Raw genomic sequence first — 17,578 nt, 5'->3', positions numbered from 1 at the left:
AAACCAGCGCTACACCGGCTCCAAAGCGGCGTTAACCAATCGTTAACCGGCTTGCCCAAGACTCCAGTCAGATCCGAGTCAGCCGAAGGAACGTCAGTGTTTGCCGCGCCAGATCTCGCTGTTGTCTGCTGCGTCGCGCTGTTGAGCGCAGCCGCCGGGATATGGTGGATCAACCGCGCGCCTAAGCACGGCACGGCCGGACACGAGGGCGATGAAACCGCACTGCTCTTCGACAGCGGCATCCTGCAACATGGCAGCGAGACCGCGCTGGCGTCCCTGTCGCTGCAACCTGGCCAGCATGACTGGGGCGACATCCGCGCCGCGCTTGCACCGCGCTTTCCCGGCTTCCCCGAAATGGCCGGATCGGGCCGCTCCGGCAGCATCAGCCTGAAGGCCAATGACAAGCGCGCGCCCTCGCATCTGAGGATCGTCTGGCGCGATCCCCTGTGCTGGGTCACGCTCTCGCACTCCCCAGATCCACACGGCGGTCACCAAAGATTCAGGAAACCGCAGAACTTGCCGCACTGCGCCGCGCCAGCGACAGCAATCCCAATCCGGTTTGGCAGGTCAATCGGCACGGCTCGGTAATCTGGTACAACGCCGCATATGCGACCCTCTATGAATCCCGTTACAAAACCCCGCCGGACCCAAACCATCCGCTATTCGACGGCGATCTCGACCGGTTGAAGAAACGCGTCTCGCTCCCCGGCGAAGGCGCCGAACTCCCTGCCTGGTATGAAGTTACCCCGGTGATCCTTGACGAGGCGACAGTGTTTCATGCCAACTGCGTCAACGCGGTCGTCACCGCCGAGGTCGCCCAGCGCAATTTCGTGCAAACCCTGGCCAAGACCTTCGCGCATCTGTCGATCGGTCTGGCGATATTCGACCGCAATGGCCAGCTGGCATTGTTCAACCCGGCGCTGATCGATCTCACCGCCCTGCCCGCGCAGTTTCTCAGCACCCGACCGACAATGATCTCCTTCTTCGACCAGCTTCGCGAGAACCGGCACATGCCGGAGCCGAAGAACTACCTGAATTGGCGCCAAGAGATCACCGCCGTGATCGCCGCAGCCGAGGATGGCCGCTACGAGGAGATCTGGACGCTGGACTCCGGACGCACCTACCGGGTTCGCGGCCGCCCCCACCCCGACGGCGCCACAGCCTTCCTGATCGAGGATATCAGTGCCGAAGTCGCGCTGACCCGCAATTTCCGCGCCGATCTGGAACTCTGCCAATCGCTGCTCGACACGCTCGAGGACGGGCTTGCGCTGTTCTCCGTCTCCGGGGTGCTGACCTTCAGCAACGCCCGCTACCGCTCGCTCTGGTGCCTCAACCCGCAGGCCACCTTCGCCGATGTCACCATCACTGATTCGATCGACGCATGGCGTCAGCTTTGCGCTCCCAATCCGATGTGGCGGGACATCGAAGACTCGGTACTCAATCTCGAAAGCTGCGAGAACTGGCACATGCCGCTACGCCTGCGCAACGGCGAGGCGTTGATCTGCCATATCGCCCCGGTCGCCACCGGCGCGACGCTGATCCGCTTCCAGCAGATAACCCCCGAACCGGACCTCCCCGTGATCGCGCGTGAGCGCAGTCTTGACTGACTGCAGAGCCGCGCGGGTTTGGACTTGCAGCTGCGGCTGGCCCCGGTAGTTTCGCGCCATGTCCGCCAACTCGCTCACCCTCAACCTTTGTGACGCTGATCACACCGCCCGCTGCGCGCAGCTTCTCGCGCCGCTGCTGGGCCCGGGCGACGTCATCCTGCTCGAAGGCGATGTCGGCGCTGGCAAGACCCATTTCGCCCGCGCACTGATCCAGTCCATCCTGCTGGCACTCGAAGATGTGCCCTCGCCGACTTTCACGCTGGTACAAAGCTACGAGACCACAGTCGGACCGCTCTGGCACGCCGATCTCTACCGTCTCACCAGCGTCTACGAGGTTGAAGAGCTCGGCCTTACCGAGGCCTTCGAGAATGCGATCTGCCTCGTGGAATGGCCCGACCGGCTGGGCCTGCTGATCCCGCCGCAGGCACTTCGGATCACTCTGGAGACCGGAAGCGGCGACGACATTCGCGTGCTCACCGCCCGCTGGTCTGCTCCGACCTGGGACCAGCGCTTGAAGGTCTGGCGGACATGACCATTCGGCAGCAACAGGCGCAGCAATTTCTTGCGAAGACCGGCTGGCAAGCTGCCCGACGCCATCCGGTCGTCGGCGATGCCTCGCGCCGCAGCTACCAGCGGCTTCAGCGTGATAATGGCGAAACCGCCATCCTGATGGACGCCCCGCCCGACAGCGGCGAGGATGTGACTCCGTTCATCGCCATTGCCGAATATTTGCTGGCCCAGGGTTTCAGCGCTCCGCGCATCCTCGCCGCCGACCGCGAGCAGGGCTTTCTGTTGTTGGAGGACCTCGGCGACGCGCTCTTTGCGCGGCTGATGGCTGAGCAACCGGAAAGGCAGACCGAACTCTACCGATGTGCTATCGACGTTTTACAAGCGTTAGACCAATGTCCACTTCCTGAACTGCCGCATTGTGACGCCGATTGGCTGACTGGGATGACCGCCCCGGTGTTTGACTTTTACGCGCGCGAGGCCGAAGCCTCGAAGGACGCATTCCGCGAAGTGTTCCACCCCCTCGCCCAGCGCCTCGACGATACCGACAAAATTTTGATCCTACGGGATTATCACGCTGAAAACCTGCTCCTTCAGCACGGGCGCGAAGGGGCCGCGAAGGTCGGTCTTCTGGATTTCCAAGACGCGCTGATCGGTCATCCGGCCTATGATCTCGTCTCCATCCTGCAGGACGCCCGGCGCGACGTGCCCGCGGCGCTCGAAACCGAGATGATCGCGTATTTTCTGGAAGGAAGCAGGCGTGACTATGACGGGTTCCACGCCGCCTATGCCCTGCTCGGCGCCCAGCGAAATCTGCGTATCCTGGGCATTTTCGCACGCCTTTGTCAGCAGGACGGCAAACCTCAATATATCGATCTGATCCCGCGGGTCTGGACCTATCTGCAGCGTAACCTGACCCATCCCGCGCTGGCCAATCTCGCTGCCTTCCTCGCGCCCCTGCTGCCCGAGCCGACCGGTCCCTATCTGGAGCAATTGAAAAACCAATGCGCAACCATCCGCAAGCCGTAATGATGTTCGCCGCGGGCTTCGGCACGCGCATGAAAACGCTCACGCAAGACCGCCCAAAACCGATGATTCCCGTTGCCGGTCGGCCGCTGATCGACCACGCGCTGACACTCGCAGAGGAGATCGCCCCCGCTCGCATCGTCGCCAACCTGCATTACAAACCCGAGACGCTGGAACGGCACCTTGCGGCCCGCGGCGTCACCTGTCTGCTTGAAATTCCCGAGATCCTCGAGACAGGCGGCGGGCTGCGCAATGCGCTGTCTGTTCTCGGGGACGGTCCGGTGTTCACCATGAACACCGACGCGATCTGGCAGGGGCCGAACCCGCTGCAGCTGCTGGCCCACGCCTGGGAGCCGGAAAGGATGGATGCGCTGCTCATCGGCATCCCGCCCGAACAGGCACTTGGACACAAGAGCGAGGGGGATTTCACCCTGGGCAGTGATGGCTGTCTCAGTCGTGGCCCCGGGCTGATCTTTGGTGGTGTACAGATCATCAAAACAGAGCTACTCGCCGGTATTCCGGAAAAGATATTTTCTCTCAATCTTTTGTGGGATCGTATGCTGGCCCGCGAAGCGCTGCACGGGCTGCGCTATCCCGGCCAGTGGTGCGATGTCGGACACCCCGAGGGCATCGCCCTGGCCGAAAGCCTGCTGGAGCGATCCGATGTTTGAACCAGGCGATCAAGCCCGCGTCTTCGGCGTGGCCCCGGGGGTCGATTTTCCCGCGGCCTTGCTCGATGGCCTGCGCGCGCGTCTCGCGGAACAGCCCCCTGACGCGATGGCGCGGGTCGATCTGGTGGTCAACACGACCCGGATGCGCCGCCGGCTGCGCGCCATGTTCGATGCCGGGCCGCCCGGGTTCCTGCCACGAATCCTACTGGTCACCGAGCTTGACCAACTCGTGCCGGGAGTCACCTTGCCGCCGGCCAGCCCGACCCTCCGACGGCGGCTGGAACTCACGCAGCTGGTCTCCGAATTGCTGAAAGCCGCGCCGGAACTGGCGCCGCGTTCGTCTCTCTATGCGCTCTCGGATTCACTGGCAGCCCTGTTTGACGAGATGCAGGGTGAAGGTGTCGATGTTTCCAATGTCACCGGGCTCGATGTGAGCGACCTGTCGGGACATTGGGCACGGGCGCAGAAGTTCCTCAATATCGCCCATGATTATCTCGACCAGACCGACACGCCCGCGGACAGCGAGGGTCGCGCGCGGCAACTGGTGCATCGGATCATCGGCCAGTGGCAGGAACAACCGCCGCAGCATCCGGTGATCATCGCCGGCTCGACCGGTTCGCGCGGAACCACTGCCCTGCTGATGCAGGCGGTGGCGCGGCTTCCGCAGGGGGCGCTGGTCTTGCCCGGCTTCGATTTCGACATGCCGACCGAGGTCTGGGCCGAGCTCGACGAACAGCTCCTGTCGGAGGATCATCCGCAATATCGCTTTCGTCACCTGATCAAGGGGCTTGACCTGCCGCGCACGGCAATCCGCGAATGGAGCGGCATGGACGTGCCCTCGTCCGAGCGCAACGCGTTGATCTCCCTGTCATTGCGGCCCGCCCCGGTTACCCATGCCTGGTTGAGCGAAGGACCGAAACTGCCCTCGCTGGCACGCGCCACCGCGGGACTGACGCTGATCGAGGCGCCGACGCCGCGTACCGAAGCGCTGGCCATCGCCCTGCGATTACGCAAGGCGGTCGAGGACGGTCAGAGTGCCGCGCTGATCACTCCGGACCGCATGCTGACACGACAGGTCACTGCAGCGCTCGACCGGTGGAACATCCTGCCGGACGATTCCGCCGGCACGCCGCTGCATCTGTCGCCGCCGGGACGTTTCCTGCGCCATGTCGCCGGCCTGTTCCAGCGCAAGCTCGACGCCGAGGCGCTGCTGACACTGCTCAAGCATCCGCTGACCCATTCGGCATCGGACCGCAATTTTCACCAGCTCAACAGCCAGCGGCTGGAAATGCAGATCCGTCGCGAAGGGCTGCCCTATCCGGATGCTGACGGGCTGCGGCGCATCGGGCGAGGCGCGGCGGCGCAGCTTGAGGATCCCTCCGGACTGTTGGGCTGGCTCGATTGGGTGAGCGCCACCTTCCTCGATCGCGAGCGTCGCGGCGCAAGACCGCTGGCCGATTGGGTGGCCGATCATCTGGCTCTGGCGGAGAGCATTGCCTCGGGTCAGACCCCGGACCTGCCCAGCGAATTGTGGAAACAGAAGGCCGGCGAGAAGGCCCGCTCGGTGATGGAGGATCTTGCCAGCCACGCCGGGCATGGCGGTGACATGACCGCGACGGATTACGCCGATCTGATGGGGGCGCTGCTTTCGGCAGGAGAAGTGCGCGACCGCGATGCGCCGCATCCGGGCATTATGATCTGGGGCACGCTCGAAGCGCGAGTGCAGGGCGCCGATCTGGTGATCCTCGGCGGGCTCAACGACGGCAGCTGGCCGGAGGCGCCGCCGCCCGATCCCTGGCTCAACCGGCAGATGCGCAAGGAAGTCGGCTTGCTTCTGCCGGAACGGCGTATCGGTCTCTCGGCGCATGATTATCAGCAGGCGATCGCCGCGCCCGAGGTCTGGCTGACCCGCGCCATCCGCTCGGACGAAGCCGAGACGATCCCCTCGCGCTGGCTCAACCGCCTCGGAAACCTGCTCAGCGGTTTGAAACAGCAAGGTGGTCCCGAAGCATGTAGGGATATGCGCGCACGCGGCACGTATTGGCTCGCCCAGGTCCGTGCCCTGGAGGCTGTCGACCGGGTACCGCCCACGCCGCGCCCTTCACCCCGGCCACCGCGCGCCGCCCGTCCCCTGAAGCTGTCGGTCACCGAGATCAAGAAACTGATCCGCGATCCCTACGCGATCTATGCCAAGCACAGCCTGCGGCTGCGCCCCGTCGACCCGCTGGTACAGTCACCCGATGCCCCGGTGCGCGGCACTTTGGTGCATGAGATCATGGAGCGTTTCGTAAAATCTGCTTCGGCTGATCCTGACAGGCTCAACAAGCAGCATCTGATGCAAATCGCGGCTGGTGTGCTGCAGAGACAAGCCCCCTGGCCGGCCGCGCGGCTGATGTGGCTCGCAAGAATCGAGCGCATTGCGGATTGGTTCGTCGAGGAAGAGACCAGGCGGCAGGGGTTCTCGCGCCCCGTCGCCTTCGAGAAGGCTGCCAGGGGCACCCATGTGTTTGCCGATCTCGGCTTTACCCTCACCGGCTTTGCCGATCGCATCGACATGACCGAAAGCGGCGATGCGTTGATCTACGATTACAAGACCGGGACGCCGCCGAGCAAGAAGGAGCAGCAGCTCTTCGACAAGCAACTACTGATCGAGGCGGCGATGGTCGAACAGGGCGGTTTTTCTGAAGTCGGGCCGGCCCATGTGGCCCATGCGGCGTTTATCGGGCTGGGCGGCAAGCCGGTCGAGGTCCCCGCCCCGCTTGACGAGGATCCGCCGCAAGAGGTGCTCGACGGGCTGCATGAGTTGCTCGCATCCTATCTCGATCCGGCGCAGGGTTTCACATCGCGCCGGATGGTGAAGACCGAGGATTTTGCTGGAGATTACGATCAATTGGCCCGGTTCGGGGAATGGGATGCGACTCTCAACCCGACCCCCGAGGATCTGTCATGACCTTGGATTTCGACGATGCGACCCGCGCCCAGGTAGAGGCAGCGCGGCCCGATGCCTCTACCTGGCTGGGCGCCAATGCCGGCTCTGGCAAGACGCGGGTGCTGACCGACCGGGTGGCGCGGCTGTTGCTCGAAGGAGTGCAACCGCAGCATATCCTCTGCCTGACCTACACCAAGGCTGCCGCCTCTGAGATGCAGAACCGGCTTTTCAAAAGGCTCGGCGCCTGGGCCATGCTCGAAGACGAGGCGCTGCGCGGCTCGCTGCGCGAGCTTGGCGTGACCGGGGATTTTCCGCTCGACAGGCTGCGCGATGCCCACACGCTCTTTGCCCGCGCCATCGAAACGCCGGGGGGTCTGAAGATCCAGACCATCCACTCCTTCTGTGCCTCGCTGTTGCGGAGGTTCCCGCTAGAGGCCGGCGTCAGCCCGCAATTCACCGAGATCGAGGACCGCGCCGCCGACCTGCTGCGCGCCGAGATCCTCGACGAGATGGCGCTGGATGAAGATGCCGGGGCATTGGAAGGCGTGGCACGCCATTATGGCGGGGCGGAGCTTGGCAACCTGACCCGGGCGATCGTGGGCAAGCGCGACGGGTTCGGGCGACGGCTCGACCTCGCGGATATACTGGCGCTTTTCGACCAGCCCGGCGATCTTGGCGTCGAAAGCATCGAAGAGAGCGTGTTTCAAGGCGGCGAAAGGGCGCTGCTCGACGCGCTGGTCCCACTGCTCTGCGCCAAGGGCGGCAATGACCTGAAAGCCGGCGTGAAGCTGCAGGAGATCGCGGAACTCGGCTTTGGCGCCCTGCCCGCGCTGGAGAATGTCTTCCTCACCGGCTCCAAGGCGAAATCGCCATTCACCGCGAAGATCGGCACCTTTCCGACAAAGGCGACACAACAGCTTGCCGCCGATTGGATGCCCGAACTCGAACAATTCATGCAGCGTGTGGAAGATGCGCGGGAGGCCAGGTTGGCGCTCTTCGCAGCGCAACGCAGCGCAGCGTTGCACGATTTCGCCGCGCGGTTCCTGCGCCGCTACACCGCTGAGAAGCAGAGACGCGGCTGGCTCGACTTCGATGACCTGATCCTCAAGGCCCGCACCCTGCTCAGCGACAGTGCCGTGGCCGCCTGGGTGCTGTACCGGATCGATGGCGGCATCGACCATATCCTCGTTGACGAGGCGCAGGACACTTCGCCGCGGCAATGGGACGTGATCGAGCGGCTGACGGAGGAATTTTACAGCGGTGCCGGGATGCGGCCCGATGCGAACCGCACGATCTTCGTTGTCGGCGACAAGAAGCAGTCGATCTATTCCTTCCAGGGCGCCGATCCGCTGGAATTTGACCGGCGGCAATTGCTCTTCGCAGACAAGGTGACCGCCGCAGACAAGATTTTCCAGCGTCGCAGCTTGCAATATTCCTTCCGCTCCTCCAGCGCGATCCTGCGGCTGGTGGATACCGCCTTTGATCCGGAACTGCGGCAAGGTTTCGACAAGGACGCCCAACATATTGCCTTCAAACGCGCCCTGCCCGGCCGCGTCGATCTCTGGCCGCTGATCGAAAAGACGGAAGAGGAGGAAGACCGTGTCTGGACCGACCCGGTCGACCGGCGCAGCCCGCGTCACCACAACGTGCTCTTGGCCGAGAAGATCGCCGCGCAGATCACAGAGCTGACCGAAAACCCGTATTACCTGCCCGATGACGGGACCGGCGGCAGCTTCGTGCGTCGGCGTATCCAGCCCGGCGACTTCCTCATCCTCGTGCAGCGGCGCTCGGCGCTGTTTGCCGAAATCATTCGTGCCTGCAAGGCCGCCGCCCTGCCGATCGCCGGCGCGGACCGGCTCAAGGTCGGGGCGGAACTGGCCGTGCGGGACATCGCCGCGATCCTGTCGTTCCTTGCTACGCCGGATGACAGCCTGTCGCTGGCCACGGCGCTGAAATCGCCGCTGTTCGGATGGGACGAGCAGCAGTTATTCACGCTGTCCCATTACCGGGAGGAGAAACATCTCTGGCAGGCGCTGCGCCAGCAGGCCACCGAACATCCGCGGACATTGGCTTTCCTGAACGACCTGCGCGGCCAGGTTGATTTCCTGCGCCCCTATGACCTGATTGAACGCATCTTGACCCGACATGACGGCCGCCGCCGCCTGCTCGCGCGGCTCGGTCCGGAAGCCGAGGACGGGATCAATGCGATGCTGAGCCAGGCGCTTGCCTATGAACGCAGCGCCGTGCCGAGCCTGACCGGTTTCCTGCAATGGATGCAGACCGATGATCTTGAGATCAAGCGACAGATCGATAGCGCGTCGAACCAGATCCGGGTGATGACGGTTCATGGCTCCAAAGGGCTCGAAGCGCCGATCGTGATACTGCCCGATACTGCCAAGCGCGAGATCCGGATCCGGGACGAGATCATCGATGTCGCAGGCGTACCAATCTGGAAGGGCGGCGCCGAGGACATGCCGCGGGCAGCGCAGGAAGTGATCGAGGAAATGAAGAACGCCGCCTTCCAGGAGCGTCTGCGCCTGCTCTACGTTGCCGCCACGCGGGCCGAGAAATGGCTGATCGTGGCAGCGGCCGGCGAATTGCAGAAGGACGGCAACAGCTGGTACCAGATGCTTGGCGCGGCAATGAAACATATCCATGCCACGCCAACCGACGACGAGGGCGGATTGCGGTTCCAGGAGGGCGATTGGGACGGCTTGCCGGTGGAGGAAATTCCCCTGACCGAAGTCGAGACACCGTCTCTGGAGCCGGTCTTCTCCCGCCCCGTCGCCGACACGCCGGACCGCCGCCAGACGCTTTCTCCCTCCGATCTGGGCGGGGCAAAGGCGCTGCCCGGCGAGATGGGGTTCGCCGAGGATCAGGCGAAAGCCTATGGCACGCTGGTTCATGCGCTGCTCGAACAACTGCCCGCCCTTCCCGTCGAGGACCGGCCAGCCCTGCTGGAACGGCTCGGCAGCGGCGTCGCGCCGGAACTGCTACAGCCCGCCCTGAGCGAAGCGACGGCGCTGCTGGCGATACCTGAACTCGGCCCGGTCTTCGCGCAGGAAACGCTGGCCGAGGTGCCGGTGACCGCCATGCTTGGCGATCAACGCCTGCACGGCACTATCGACCGGCTGCTGATCGCACCGGATCACCTCCTCGCCGTGGATTTCAAGACCAACCGATTGATGCCGGAACGCGCCGAAACCTGTCCCGAAGGTCTGCTGCGGCAGATGGGCGCCTATGCGCATATGCTGGCGCAGATCTATCCCGACCGCGAGATCCGCACCGCGATCCTCTGGACCCGCAACGGCATGCTGATGCCCCTGCCCGCCGAACTGACGGGCTCGGCGCTCAATCGCGCAGGCTGCCTTGACGATGCCCACCCGCGTTCATAGGTTCTCAGTCTAATCAATTCCTGTCAGGAGAGCATCATGGCCACCGTCGCAGTCACGGACGATACGTTCGACGCCGAAGTGAAAAAATCCGATATCCCCGTCGTAGTGGATTTCTGGGCAGAATGGTGCGGCCCCTGCAAGCAGATCGGCCCGTCGCTCGAAGAATTGTCCAATGAGCTCGACGGCAAGGTGAAGATCGTCAAGGTCAATGTCGACGAGAACCCGAACTCGCCGGCCCAGATGGGTGTGCGCGGCATCCCGGCATTGTTCATCTTCAAGGACGGTCAGGTGGTTTCCAACATGGCCGGCGCGCGGCCTAAGGCGGCACTGCAAAGCTGGATCGAAGAATCTATCTGAGATGCAAAGTTTTCGATAGAACATCAAAAGGCGTCCCGGTGGGGCGCCTTTTTCATACCGGCCAACCGTAACGCCTGAGCCGCGCCACGATCTTCGTCTCGGCCTCGGGTCGGCCAGCGTTGATCGATTGGTCCTGCCAGAACCACCAGAGGTAGCGCGCATAATCAGGTCGGTGACCGATCACGCATACGAAGCTGTCTTGCAGGTTCCCGTGATCGGCCTTGATGGCGATATGATGAAAGTCGATCTCTCCGAACAGCAGCAGGGGCTTGCCGAAAAGATATCCTGCAAAACCCGCCGCCGAATTCTGCGTCACCACGTAATCGCAATCTTGAAGCAAAGCCTCCATTTCGCCTGTCCGGATACTGAGCCTCGGAAAGCGGTGCTCAAGCTCGGTCAGGGCGGCCAGTTCGGCGTGGCTGTAGTGTTCCTTCGGATGGAGCGTTGCGATGATCTTGCGGGTTTTCTCATGCCGGAGGCAATGTTCGAGCATCTCGAGCGGCGAACAGGATTGGAACGATCGCCGCGTCAATAGACGCCCCTGCAACGGGACATACACACATCCTTCCCGTCGCGCGGACCGTGCGGTGCCGCCAAAGAGCCTTTTGCGCCAGTAGTCATAGAACTGATGCGCTTCACGTGCGTCGATCTCCTCGGGACGGAAAGACCGCGCCGCCACATCCCAGAGCCAGCGCTCCGCCTGCCTTTCGATCTGCCAGAACGGGTAGTGATAGACCCGGCGAAACAGCAGGCCCCGCGCATCCGTTGGCGGTTTCATGTGGGTCAGGGAATAGGTGCCTTCGGGATGGCGATCCGCTTCGGCGATGTCATGGTAGGTGATCGTGAAACCGGCATTCGCCAGGACCGTGGCAGTCCTACCGATGAAGTTATGCTGCCCCGCCTCGGCGCTGCTGCGCAAGCCGGGTTCCAGATAAAATCGAATAATTTCGGGTGTTTCCATCCGCTGCAACCTAGCGACATGGCTCTCCCCCCGCAAGCGGCGGCACCCTTGTAGGATACGGTTCAGAAGGCCATATAGAGCGCCAGACAAAGGAGGCTTTGATGGCAGAGCAGGACTTCCCGGGATGGCACGGGACGACGATCATCGGCGTGAAAAAAGGTGGCGAGGTCGTCATCGCGGGGGACGGACAGGTCAGCCTCGGACAGACAGTGATCAAGGGCACCGCGCGCAAGGTACGCAGGCTCAGCCCCGGCGGTTTCGAGGTCGTAGCCGGCTTTGCCGGATCGACGGCCGATGCCTTCACCCTGCTGGAGCGGCTTGAAACCAAACTCGAATCGACACCCGGACAGCTTGCCCGCGCCTCTGTCGAGCTCGCCAAGGACTGGCGCACCGACAAATACCTGCAGAAACTCGAGGCGATGTTGATCGTCACCGACGGGAACGATCTGCTGGTGATCACCGGGGCCGGCGACGTGCTGGAACCCGAGCATGACGTGGCGGCCATCGGCTCGGGCGGTAACTACGCTCTCGCGGCCGCGCGCGGCATGATCGACAGCGACCGGGACGCCGAGGCGGTCGCGCGCGATGCGATGAAAATCGCCAGCGACATCTGCGTCTATACCAATGGCAACCTGACCGTGGAGAAAATCAGCAAATGACCGACCTGACCCCCCGCGAGATCGTCTCCGAGCTGGACCGGTTCATCATTGGCCAGAAGGACGCCAAGCGCGCCGTTGCCGTCGCCCTGCGAAACCGCTGGCGGCGCAAGCAACTCAGCGATGATCTGCGTGATGAAGTCTATCCCAAGAACATCCTGATGATTGGGCCAACCGGCGTCGGTAAGACCGAGATCAGCCGCCGCCTGGCGAAGCTGGCCCGCGCGCCCTTCCTCAAGGTCGAGGCAACGAAATTCACCGAAGTCGGCTATGTCGGCCGCGATGTGGAGCAGATCATCCGCGATCTGCTGGACAGTGCCATTGCCATGACACGCGAATTCATGCGCGAGGACGTGAAGGCCAATGCACAGAAGGCCGCCGAGGAACGTGTGATTGATGCCATCGCCGGCAGCGACGCCCGCGAAGGCACACGCGAGATGTTCCGCAAGAAGCTGAAATCCGGGGAGCTCGACGACACCATGATCGAGCTCGAGGTCGCCGATACGTCGAGCCCCTTCCCGATGCTGGACATCCCCGGTCAGCCCGGCGGCGGCATGGGAATGATGAATCTCGGTGATATCTTCGGCAAGGCCATGGGGGGGCGTACTACGAAGAAACGCCTGTCCGTCGCCGACAGCTACGATGTGCTGATTGGCGAGGAAGCCGACAAGCTGCTCGATGACGAGACGGTCAATCGCGCGGCGATAGAAGCGGTTGAGCAGAACGGCATCGTCTTTCTCGACGAGATCGACAAGGTCTGCGCGCGGTCCGACGCCCGTGGCGGCGATGTTTCCCGCGAGGGTGTGCAGCGCGATCTGCTGCCCCTGATCGAAGGCACCATCGTCAGCACCAAATACGGTCCGGTTAAGACCGATCACATCCTGTTCATCGCCTCGGGCGCCTTCCATATCGCCAAGCCATCGGACCTGTTGCCCGAATTGCAGGGCCGTCTGCCGATCCGGGTCGAGCTGCGGGCGTTGAGCGAGGAGGATTTCGTGCGCATCCTCACCGAGACCGACAATGCGCTGACGCTTCAGTATACCGCGCTGATGGAAACCGAAGAAGTCACGGTGCGCTTCACCGAAGACGGCATCAAGGCGCTTGCCAAGATTGCGGCCGACGTGAACCAATCTGTCGAGAATATCGGTGCGCGGCGGCTCTATACAGTGATGGAACGGGTCTTCGAGGAACTTTCCTTCACCGCGCCGGATCGCTCGGGCGAGGAGGTCGTTGTCGATGATGATTTCGTCGAGAAGAACCTCGGCGCGTTGACGCGCTCCACCGATCTGAGCCGCTACGTGCTTTAGGGCTTTCCTTTCCGCCATGCCCCTGTGACCAAGGGGCATGGCATATCTGCGCTTCCTCCGGGCCAACTGGCTGTTCCTGCTGGCAGGTTTCCTGCTGACCTTCACCTCGTCCTATGGTCAGACCTATTTTATTTCTCTCTTTGCCGGTCACATCAAAGGCGCCTTTGCGCTGAGCGATGGGCAATGGGGCGGGATCTATACGCTCGGGACGACGATGTCGGCGGTGACAATGGTCTGGGCCGGCGTGCTCACCGACAGGTTTCGCGTCAGAGCGCTGGCGCTCGGCGTGATGGCGGCGTTGGCCCTTGCTTGTCTGGCGATGGCGACGGTGCCGAACGGCGTTGTGCTGATCTTCGTGATCTACGCGTTGAGACTGACCGGGCAGGGGATGATGTCCCAGCTTGGCGCGGTGGCGATGGTGCGCTGGTTCGAAGCCTCCCGTGGCAAGGCGCTGTCGCTGTCCTCCATGGGCTTCGCGGCCGGTCAGGCGATCCTGCCGATTGTATTCGTCGCCCTGTTCGCCTCCTTTCACTGGCGCGCACTCTGGATATTGGCCGCGATATTGGTCATCTGCACTATCCCGGTGATCCTGCTACTCCTGCGCCGCGAGCGGACGCCGCAGGCAATGGCATCACAATCGCAATCCGCAGGTATGGACGGCCGTCACTGGACCCGTGGGCAGATGCTGCATGCACCGCTATTCTATCTGATGATCCCGGCGATCATCGGGCCGGCCGCCTGGGGGACGGCGCTGTTCTTCCAGCAGGTGCATCTCACCGAGGTCAAGGGTTGGTCGCTGGTCGCTTTCGTGGCGCTGATGCCGATCTACACGATGGCCGCTGTTGCCAGCACCTTCGCCTCGGGTTGGGCGATCGACCGTTTCGGTGTCAGTCGCATCGTGCCGCTTCAAATGCTGCCCTTCGCCCTTGCCTTCATAGTGCTCGCCTATGCCGAAACCCTCGCAATGGCCGGGCTCGGGCTGGTCATTTTCGGCATCGGACAAGGTTTGCAATCAACCGCGCCGCCGGCTTTCTGGGGCGAGTATTTCGGCACGAGGCATCTCGGTGCGATCAAGGCCGTCGCAGCGGCGCTTATGGTCTTCGGCTCGGCAATCGGGCCGGGAGTAACCGGATGGTTGATCGATCTCGGCGTGAGCTTTCCTGAACAGATGCTGCCGATCGCACTGTATTACCTGATCGCCGCCGGTCTTTCGACCTATGGCATAGCGCTCTATCGTCCGGCACTGCACCTTCAGCGCTGACGCCGCAGATAGACGTAATAGGCGCCGCTGCCGCCATGGCTGAAATGGGCCTGACTGACTTGCAGCACGAGAGTCGAAAGCGGGGCCATCGACAACCATTGCGGAACCTGATGCCGGAGCACGCCATGGCGCACCGGGATCGGTCCGCCTTCGTCGCGCTGCTTGCCTTTGCCAGTGATCACCAGCACCAACCGTTTGCCGCGCTTATGGGAGGACAGGATAAAACCGGTAAGCGCCGGATGGGCGCGTTCCAGCGTCATGCCATGCAGGTCGATCCGCGCCTCGGGTTTCAGTTTGCCCCGCTTGAGCCTGGTGAAAGCTTTCTGGTCCATCTGCACCGGCTGGGCACGGATCCGGTCGGGCAGGGCGGGTGCCAGATCGTGAGACGCCGTCCGGTCTTTCCCTTGCGGCTTGCCCATGACCAGTGACTTGGCCTTGCGCAGCGTGGGTGGTGGCGGTGCCGGGGCGTCGATCCCGGCGGTCAACAACCCCTTGAGATCGAGCTTTTCAGTGCGTTCGGTGACCCGGCGCCAGAGCGCCAGATCATCTTCGGTCAGTCCGCGTCGCCGCTTCATAACGTGCTTCCGGGCAGCAACGCATAGGCACGCTGGATCGGCAGCAGGACCACCATCCGGCCCGGGTCGCGCAGTTTTCCAGCCTCGCGGCCGGCCTTATCGCCGGTGCCGAAGAACACATCGGCCCGCTGCGCGCCCTTGATGGCCGAGCCGGTATCCTGTGCCACCATCAGTCGGTTCATTGTCCTTTCGCCTTCTTTCTCGATCCACACCGGTGCGCCCAGTGGCACATAGGCAGGGTCCACCGCGATGCTGCGCAAGGTGGTAATCGACCGGTTCATCGCGCCGAGCGGTCCAAGTTCTGCCGGTACCTTGCTGACTTCCCGAAAGAACACATAGGAGGGGTTGTGATAAAGCAATTCCCGTCCCTCGTCGGGATTGCGGCGCACCCATGACTTGATGACATCGGCGCTGACCTGATGCGGCTCGTAGATGCCCCGGCGCACCAGTTCGACGCCGATCGAACGATAGGGGTGGCCATTGGCGCCGCGATACCCGACGCGTATGCGACGGCCGCCGGGCAGGCGAATCCTGCCGGAGCCCTGTATCTGCAGGAAGAAAAGCTCGACCGGGTCATCGACCCAGGCGATCTCCAACCCCCGACCGTCGAGCACCTCGCCATCGAGAATTTCCCGGCGGGTCAACCAGAGTTCGCTTGTCTCGGCTTCGGGGGGCATGGCATAGATCGGATAGCGGAACCGCTCCGACCGGTAGAGATCGCCGTCGAGTTCAGGCTCGAAATAGCCGGTGAACAAGGGCGTCTTCCCGTCTTCCATCAATACCGGGCGAAAGAACAGTTCGAAGAATTGTCGGGGCTCCGGATGTTGACCGGCAAACTGACAGAGTGCTTGCCAGTCCGGCTCCTTCATGTCGCGGCAGGTAGTGAGAAACACTTCCAGCGCGGCACCGTGATCATCGTTCTGCCAACCTTGCAGCTGATCGAAGTCCAGAACCCGATAGCGCACATCACCGTCCGGGGGACCGGCCGTCACGCCGGAGCCCCAGATCGCCAGTGCCGCACAGGCATGGGTTAACCGTCTGTAGAAACCAGCAGCCAATTCGGGTCATCCGAGCCCATGATGCGGGCAAAGACCCACGTATCTTTCTGACGCTTGATCTCGGTAGTGCTGCCTTCGACAATCTGGCCATCCCGGTCCCGCACGGCAGAGGTCAGCTCGGCGACGAAACGGATCGTCATCTCCGCTTCCTTGGTCTGTGGATCGAGCGTTGCACTGACCAGCTCCAACTCGCGCACACCGATGAAATTCGCCTCGATGGTCAACCCCTGATCCTCGCGGGCCGCGACGCCATCAACGAAGCTGTCATAGATGTCTTCGGACAGGAACGGCTGAATTTCGTTCAGATCGCCACGTTCATAGCCCATGACGATCATTTCATAGGCTCCGCGTGCGCCCTGCAGGAAATCGCCGACGCCGAAGGACGGCTCGATCCGTTTCATTTCGGCCAGTGCCTTGGCGGAATCGCTGTCTTCGGCAACGTGATCGGTGATGTCCAGATCGGGACCACCTTCGATGACTTCGAGCGCCGGGCCACTGCGACGGGAAGCGGACTGGTCAATGACAGGCGGTTTCTCGAATCCTTCGCGGGTTCCCAACACGTTTTTCAGGCGCAGAATCAGGAATACGGCGATACCGGCGAGCACCAGAAGCTGTATCAGGGGCGAATTCATAGGTACCTCTTTTAGGGCCATGCATGGAAACGGGGCGTTAGACGACTTATGTAAGGGCTCGACCGGGGCAAGTCCACTCTGCCTCAAGTGAAAGGATCCTATCACATGTGGCTGCTGCTGGCTTTCATTGCCGTTCCGCTGATCGAAATCACTCTGTTCATCCAGATCGGCGGCGCGATCGGATTAAGCTGGACCCTCGCAATCGTGCTGTTCACGGCGGTGCTTGGCACCTGGCTCGTGCGTTCGCAGGGTGCCATCGCCCTGGGCAAGCTGAGATCCTCCTTCTCGGATCTGCGCGACCCGACGGAACCGCTCGTCCATGGTGCGATGATCCTCTTCGCCGGAGCTTTGTTGCTTACACCCGGGTTTTTCACCGATGCCGTCGGTTTTGCCCTGCTGGTGCCGCAGATCCGTCAATCTGTCTACAAGGCAATACGCGCCCGGGTAAACGTGCAGAGCTTCGGAACCCCCGGACAAACGCCCCGGCAGCCGCATCGGCCCGGCGGCGGTGATGTGATCGATGGCGAATATCACGAGATCTCCGAACCGGCGAAAAAACGCGAGGGTCCGTCAGGTTGGACAAAGGATTGAGCAGTCTGGGGCAAGCTGTTAAGTCCGTTCCAATTCTTTAGTCAA

16 protein-coding genes are annotated in these 17,578 nt (G+C 62.7%); 12 read left to right on the top strand and 4 right to left on the bottom strand.

Going from position 1 to position 17,578, the window contains the following annotated elements; translation table 11 throughout:
* Nucleotides 1–96 precede the first annotated feature (96 nt).
* From ACFSUD_RS16980 to trxA, 8 genes are all read left to right on the top strand, one after another.
* The gene (locus ACFSUD_RS16980; RefSeq protein ID WP_386375698.1) at nt 97–588 is read left to right on the top strand and encodes a hypothetical protein; all 492 of its coding nucleotides are present in this window, start codon (nt 97–99) and stop codon (nt 586–588) included.
* A 95-nt stretch (nt 589–683) separates the two neighbouring features.
* Nucleotides 684–1,607, top strand: coding sequence for a PAS-domain containing protein (locus tag ACFSUD_RS16975; protein ID WP_386375697.1), 924 nt, complete (start codon nt 684–686; stop codon nt 1,605–1,607).
* A 58-nt stretch (nt 1,608–1,665) separates the two neighbouring features.
* Complete coding sequence (tsaE, locus tag ACFSUD_RS16970) at nt 1,666–2,139, top strand: tRNA (adenosine(37)-N6)-threonylcarbamoyltransferase complex ATPase subunit type 1 TsaE (RefSeq protein WP_386375696.1); 474 nt, start codon at nt 1,666–1,668, stop codon at nt 2,137–2,139.
* Entirely contained in the window at nt 2,136–3,143 is a 1,008-nt protein-coding gene (locus ACFSUD_RS16965; protein ID WP_386375695.1) for an aminoglycoside phosphotransferase family protein, read from the top strand. The genes tsaE and ACFSUD_RS16965 overlap by 4 nt, the downstream gene beginning before the upstream one ends.
* Nucleotides 3,119–3,811 carry a nucleotidyltransferase family protein gene (locus ACFSUD_RS16960; protein ID WP_386375694.1) on the top strand — a complete coding sequence of 231 codons (693 nt, stop codon included), beginning with the start codon at nt 3,119–3,121 and terminating at the stop codon, nt 3,809–3,811. The genes ACFSUD_RS16965 and ACFSUD_RS16960 overlap by 25 nt, the downstream gene beginning before the upstream one ends.
* Complete coding sequence (gene addB / locus ACFSUD_RS16955; RefSeq protein ID WP_386375693.1) at nt 3,804–6,761, top strand: double-strand break repair protein AddB; 2,958 nt, start codon at nt 3,804–3,806, stop codon at nt 6,759–6,761. Before ACFSUD_RS16960 ends, addB begins: the two co-directional genes overlap by 8 nt.
* A complete protein-coding gene (gene addA / locus ACFSUD_RS16950) occupies nt 6,758–10,135 on the top strand; it encodes a double-strand break repair helicase AddA (RefSeq protein WP_386375692.1) in 3,378 nt (1,125 codons plus the stop codon). The genes addB and addA overlap by 4 nt, the downstream gene beginning before the upstream one ends.
* Before the next feature lie 36 nt (nt 10,136–10,171).
* Nucleotides 10,172–10,492, top strand: a complete 321-nt coding sequence (trxA, locus tag ACFSUD_RS16945) for a thioredoxin (RefSeq protein ID WP_386375691.1) — start codon at nt 10,172–10,174, stop codon at nt 10,490–10,492.
* Between the two features lie 52 nt (nt 10,493–10,544).
* Here trxA and ACFSUD_RS16940 read toward each other — a convergent pair whose 3' ends face one another.
* Entirely contained in the window at nt 10,545–11,411 is an 867-nt protein-coding gene (locus tag ACFSUD_RS16940; RefSeq protein WP_386375690.1) for a capsular polysaccharide export protein, LipB/KpsS family, read from the bottom strand.
* 143 nt (nt 11,412–11,554) lie between these two features.
* Here ACFSUD_RS16940 and hslV point away from each other — a divergent pair, with 143 nt between their 5' ends.
* The 3 genes from hslV to ACFSUD_RS16925 are packed head-to-tail and all read left to right on the top strand — an operon-like array spanning nt 11,555 to nt 14,677.
* The gene (hslV, locus tag ACFSUD_RS16935) at nt 11,555–12,112 is read left to right on the top strand and encodes an ATP-dependent protease subunit HslV (protein WP_386375689.1); all 558 of its coding nucleotides are present in this window, start codon (nt 11,555–11,557) and stop codon (nt 12,110–12,112) included.
* Nucleotides 12,109–13,416, top strand: coding sequence for an ATP-dependent protease ATPase subunit HslU (hslU, locus tag ACFSUD_RS16930; RefSeq protein ID WP_386375688.1), 1,308 nt, complete (start codon nt 12,109–12,111; stop codon nt 13,414–13,416). The genes hslV and hslU overlap by 4 nt, the downstream gene beginning before the upstream one ends.
* A gap of 37 nt (nt 13,417–13,453) precedes the next feature.
* A complete protein-coding gene (locus tag ACFSUD_RS16925; RefSeq protein WP_386375687.1) occupies nt 13,454–14,677 on the top strand; it encodes an MFS transporter in 1,224 nt (407 codons plus the stop codon).
* Here the strand turns inward: ACFSUD_RS16925 and ACFSUD_RS16920 are convergent.
* The 3 genes from ACFSUD_RS16920 to ACFSUD_RS16910 are packed head-to-tail and all read right to left on the bottom strand — an operon-like array spanning nt 14,668 to nt 16,942.
* Complete coding sequence (locus tag ACFSUD_RS16920; protein WP_386375686.1) at nt 14,668–15,252, bottom strand: Smr/MutS family protein; 585 nt, start codon at nt 15,250–15,252, stop codon at nt 14,668–14,670. The two genes, ACFSUD_RS16925 and ACFSUD_RS16920, sit on opposite strands and share 10 nt — an antisense overlap.
* Nucleotides 15,249–16,244 (bottom strand): murein transglycosylase A, encoded by a 996-nt coding sequence (gene mltA, locus ACFSUD_RS16915; protein ID WP_386375713.1) that lies wholly within the window; start codon nt 16,242–16,244, stop codon nt 15,249–15,251. Before mltA ends, ACFSUD_RS16920 begins: the two co-directional genes overlap by 4 nt.
* Nucleotides 16,245–16,282: 38 nt before the next feature.
* Nucleotides 16,283–16,942 carry a Tim44/TimA family putative adaptor protein gene (locus ACFSUD_RS16910; protein WP_386375685.1) on the bottom strand — a complete coding sequence of 220 codons (660 nt, stop codon included), beginning with the start codon at nt 16,940–16,942 and terminating at the stop codon, nt 16,283–16,285.
* A gap of 105 nt (nt 16,943–17,047) precedes the next feature.
* Between ACFSUD_RS16910 and ACFSUD_RS16905 the strand changes: the two genes are divergently transcribed.
* Nucleotides 17,048–17,533 carry an FxsA family protein gene (locus ACFSUD_RS16905; protein WP_386375684.1) on the top strand — a complete coding sequence of 162 codons (486 nt, stop codon included), beginning with the start codon at nt 17,048–17,050 and terminating at the stop codon, nt 17,531–17,533.
* Nucleotides 17,534–17,578: the final 45 nt, after the last annotated feature.

It is taken from the genome of Sulfitobacter aestuarii, from assembly GCF_042685005.1.
Lineage (GTDB): Bacteria > Pseudomonadota > Alphaproteobacteria > Rhodobacterales > Rhodobacteraceae > Sulfitobacter > Sulfitobacter aestuarii.
The sequence above is the reverse complement of the archived record's forward strand: the minus strand, read 5'-3'. Positions and strand labels throughout refer to the sequence as shown.

Bases quoted from the DNA above. Each gene is read 5' to 3' on its own strand.
- ACFSUD_RS16925 (WP_386375687.1), top strand. From the start codon at position 13,454: ATGGCATATCTGCGCTTCCTCCGGGCCAACTGGCTGTTCCTGCTGGCA.
- hslV (WP_386375689.1), top strand. From the start codon at position 11,555: ATGGCAGAGCAGGACTTCCCGGGATGGCACGGGACGACGATCATCGGC.
- ACFSUD_RS16910 (WP_386375685.1), bottom strand. From the start codon at position 16,942: ATGAATTCGCCCCTGATACAGCTTCTGGTGCTCGCCGGTATCGCCGTA.
- ACFSUD_RS16965 (WP_386375695.1), top strand. From the start codon at position 2,136: ATGACCATTCGGCAGCAACAGGCGCAGCAATTTCTTGCGAAGACCGGC.
- ACFSUD_RS16960 (WP_386375694.1), top strand. From the start codon at position 3,119: ATGCGCAACCATCCGCAAGCCGTAATGATGTTCGCCGCGGGCTTCGGC.
- ACFSUD_RS16905 (WP_386375684.1), top strand. From the start codon at position 17,048: ATGTGGCTGCTGCTGGCTTTCATTGCCGTTCCGCTGATCGAAATCACT.
- addB (WP_386375693.1), top strand. From the start codon at position 3,804: ATGTTTGAACCAGGCGATCAAGCCCGCGTCTTCGGCGTGGCCCCGGGG.
- ACFSUD_RS16920 (WP_386375686.1), bottom strand. From the start codon at position 15,252: ATGAAGCGGCGACGCGGACTGACCGAAGATGATCTGGCGCTCTGGCGC.
- addA (WP_386375692.1), top strand. From the start codon at position 6,758: ATGACCTTGGATTTCGACGATGCGACCCGCGCCCAGGTAGAGGCAGCG.
- trxA (WP_386375691.1), top strand. From the start codon at position 10,172: ATGGCCACCGTCGCAGTCACGGACGATACGTTCGACGCCGAAGTGAAA.
- tsaE (WP_386375696.1), top strand. From the start codon at position 1,666: ATGTCCGCCAACTCGCTCACCCTCAACCTTTGTGACGCTGATCACACC.
- hslU (WP_386375688.1), top strand. From the start codon at position 12,109: ATGACCGACCTGACCCCCCGCGAGATCGTCTCCGAGCTGGACCGGTTC.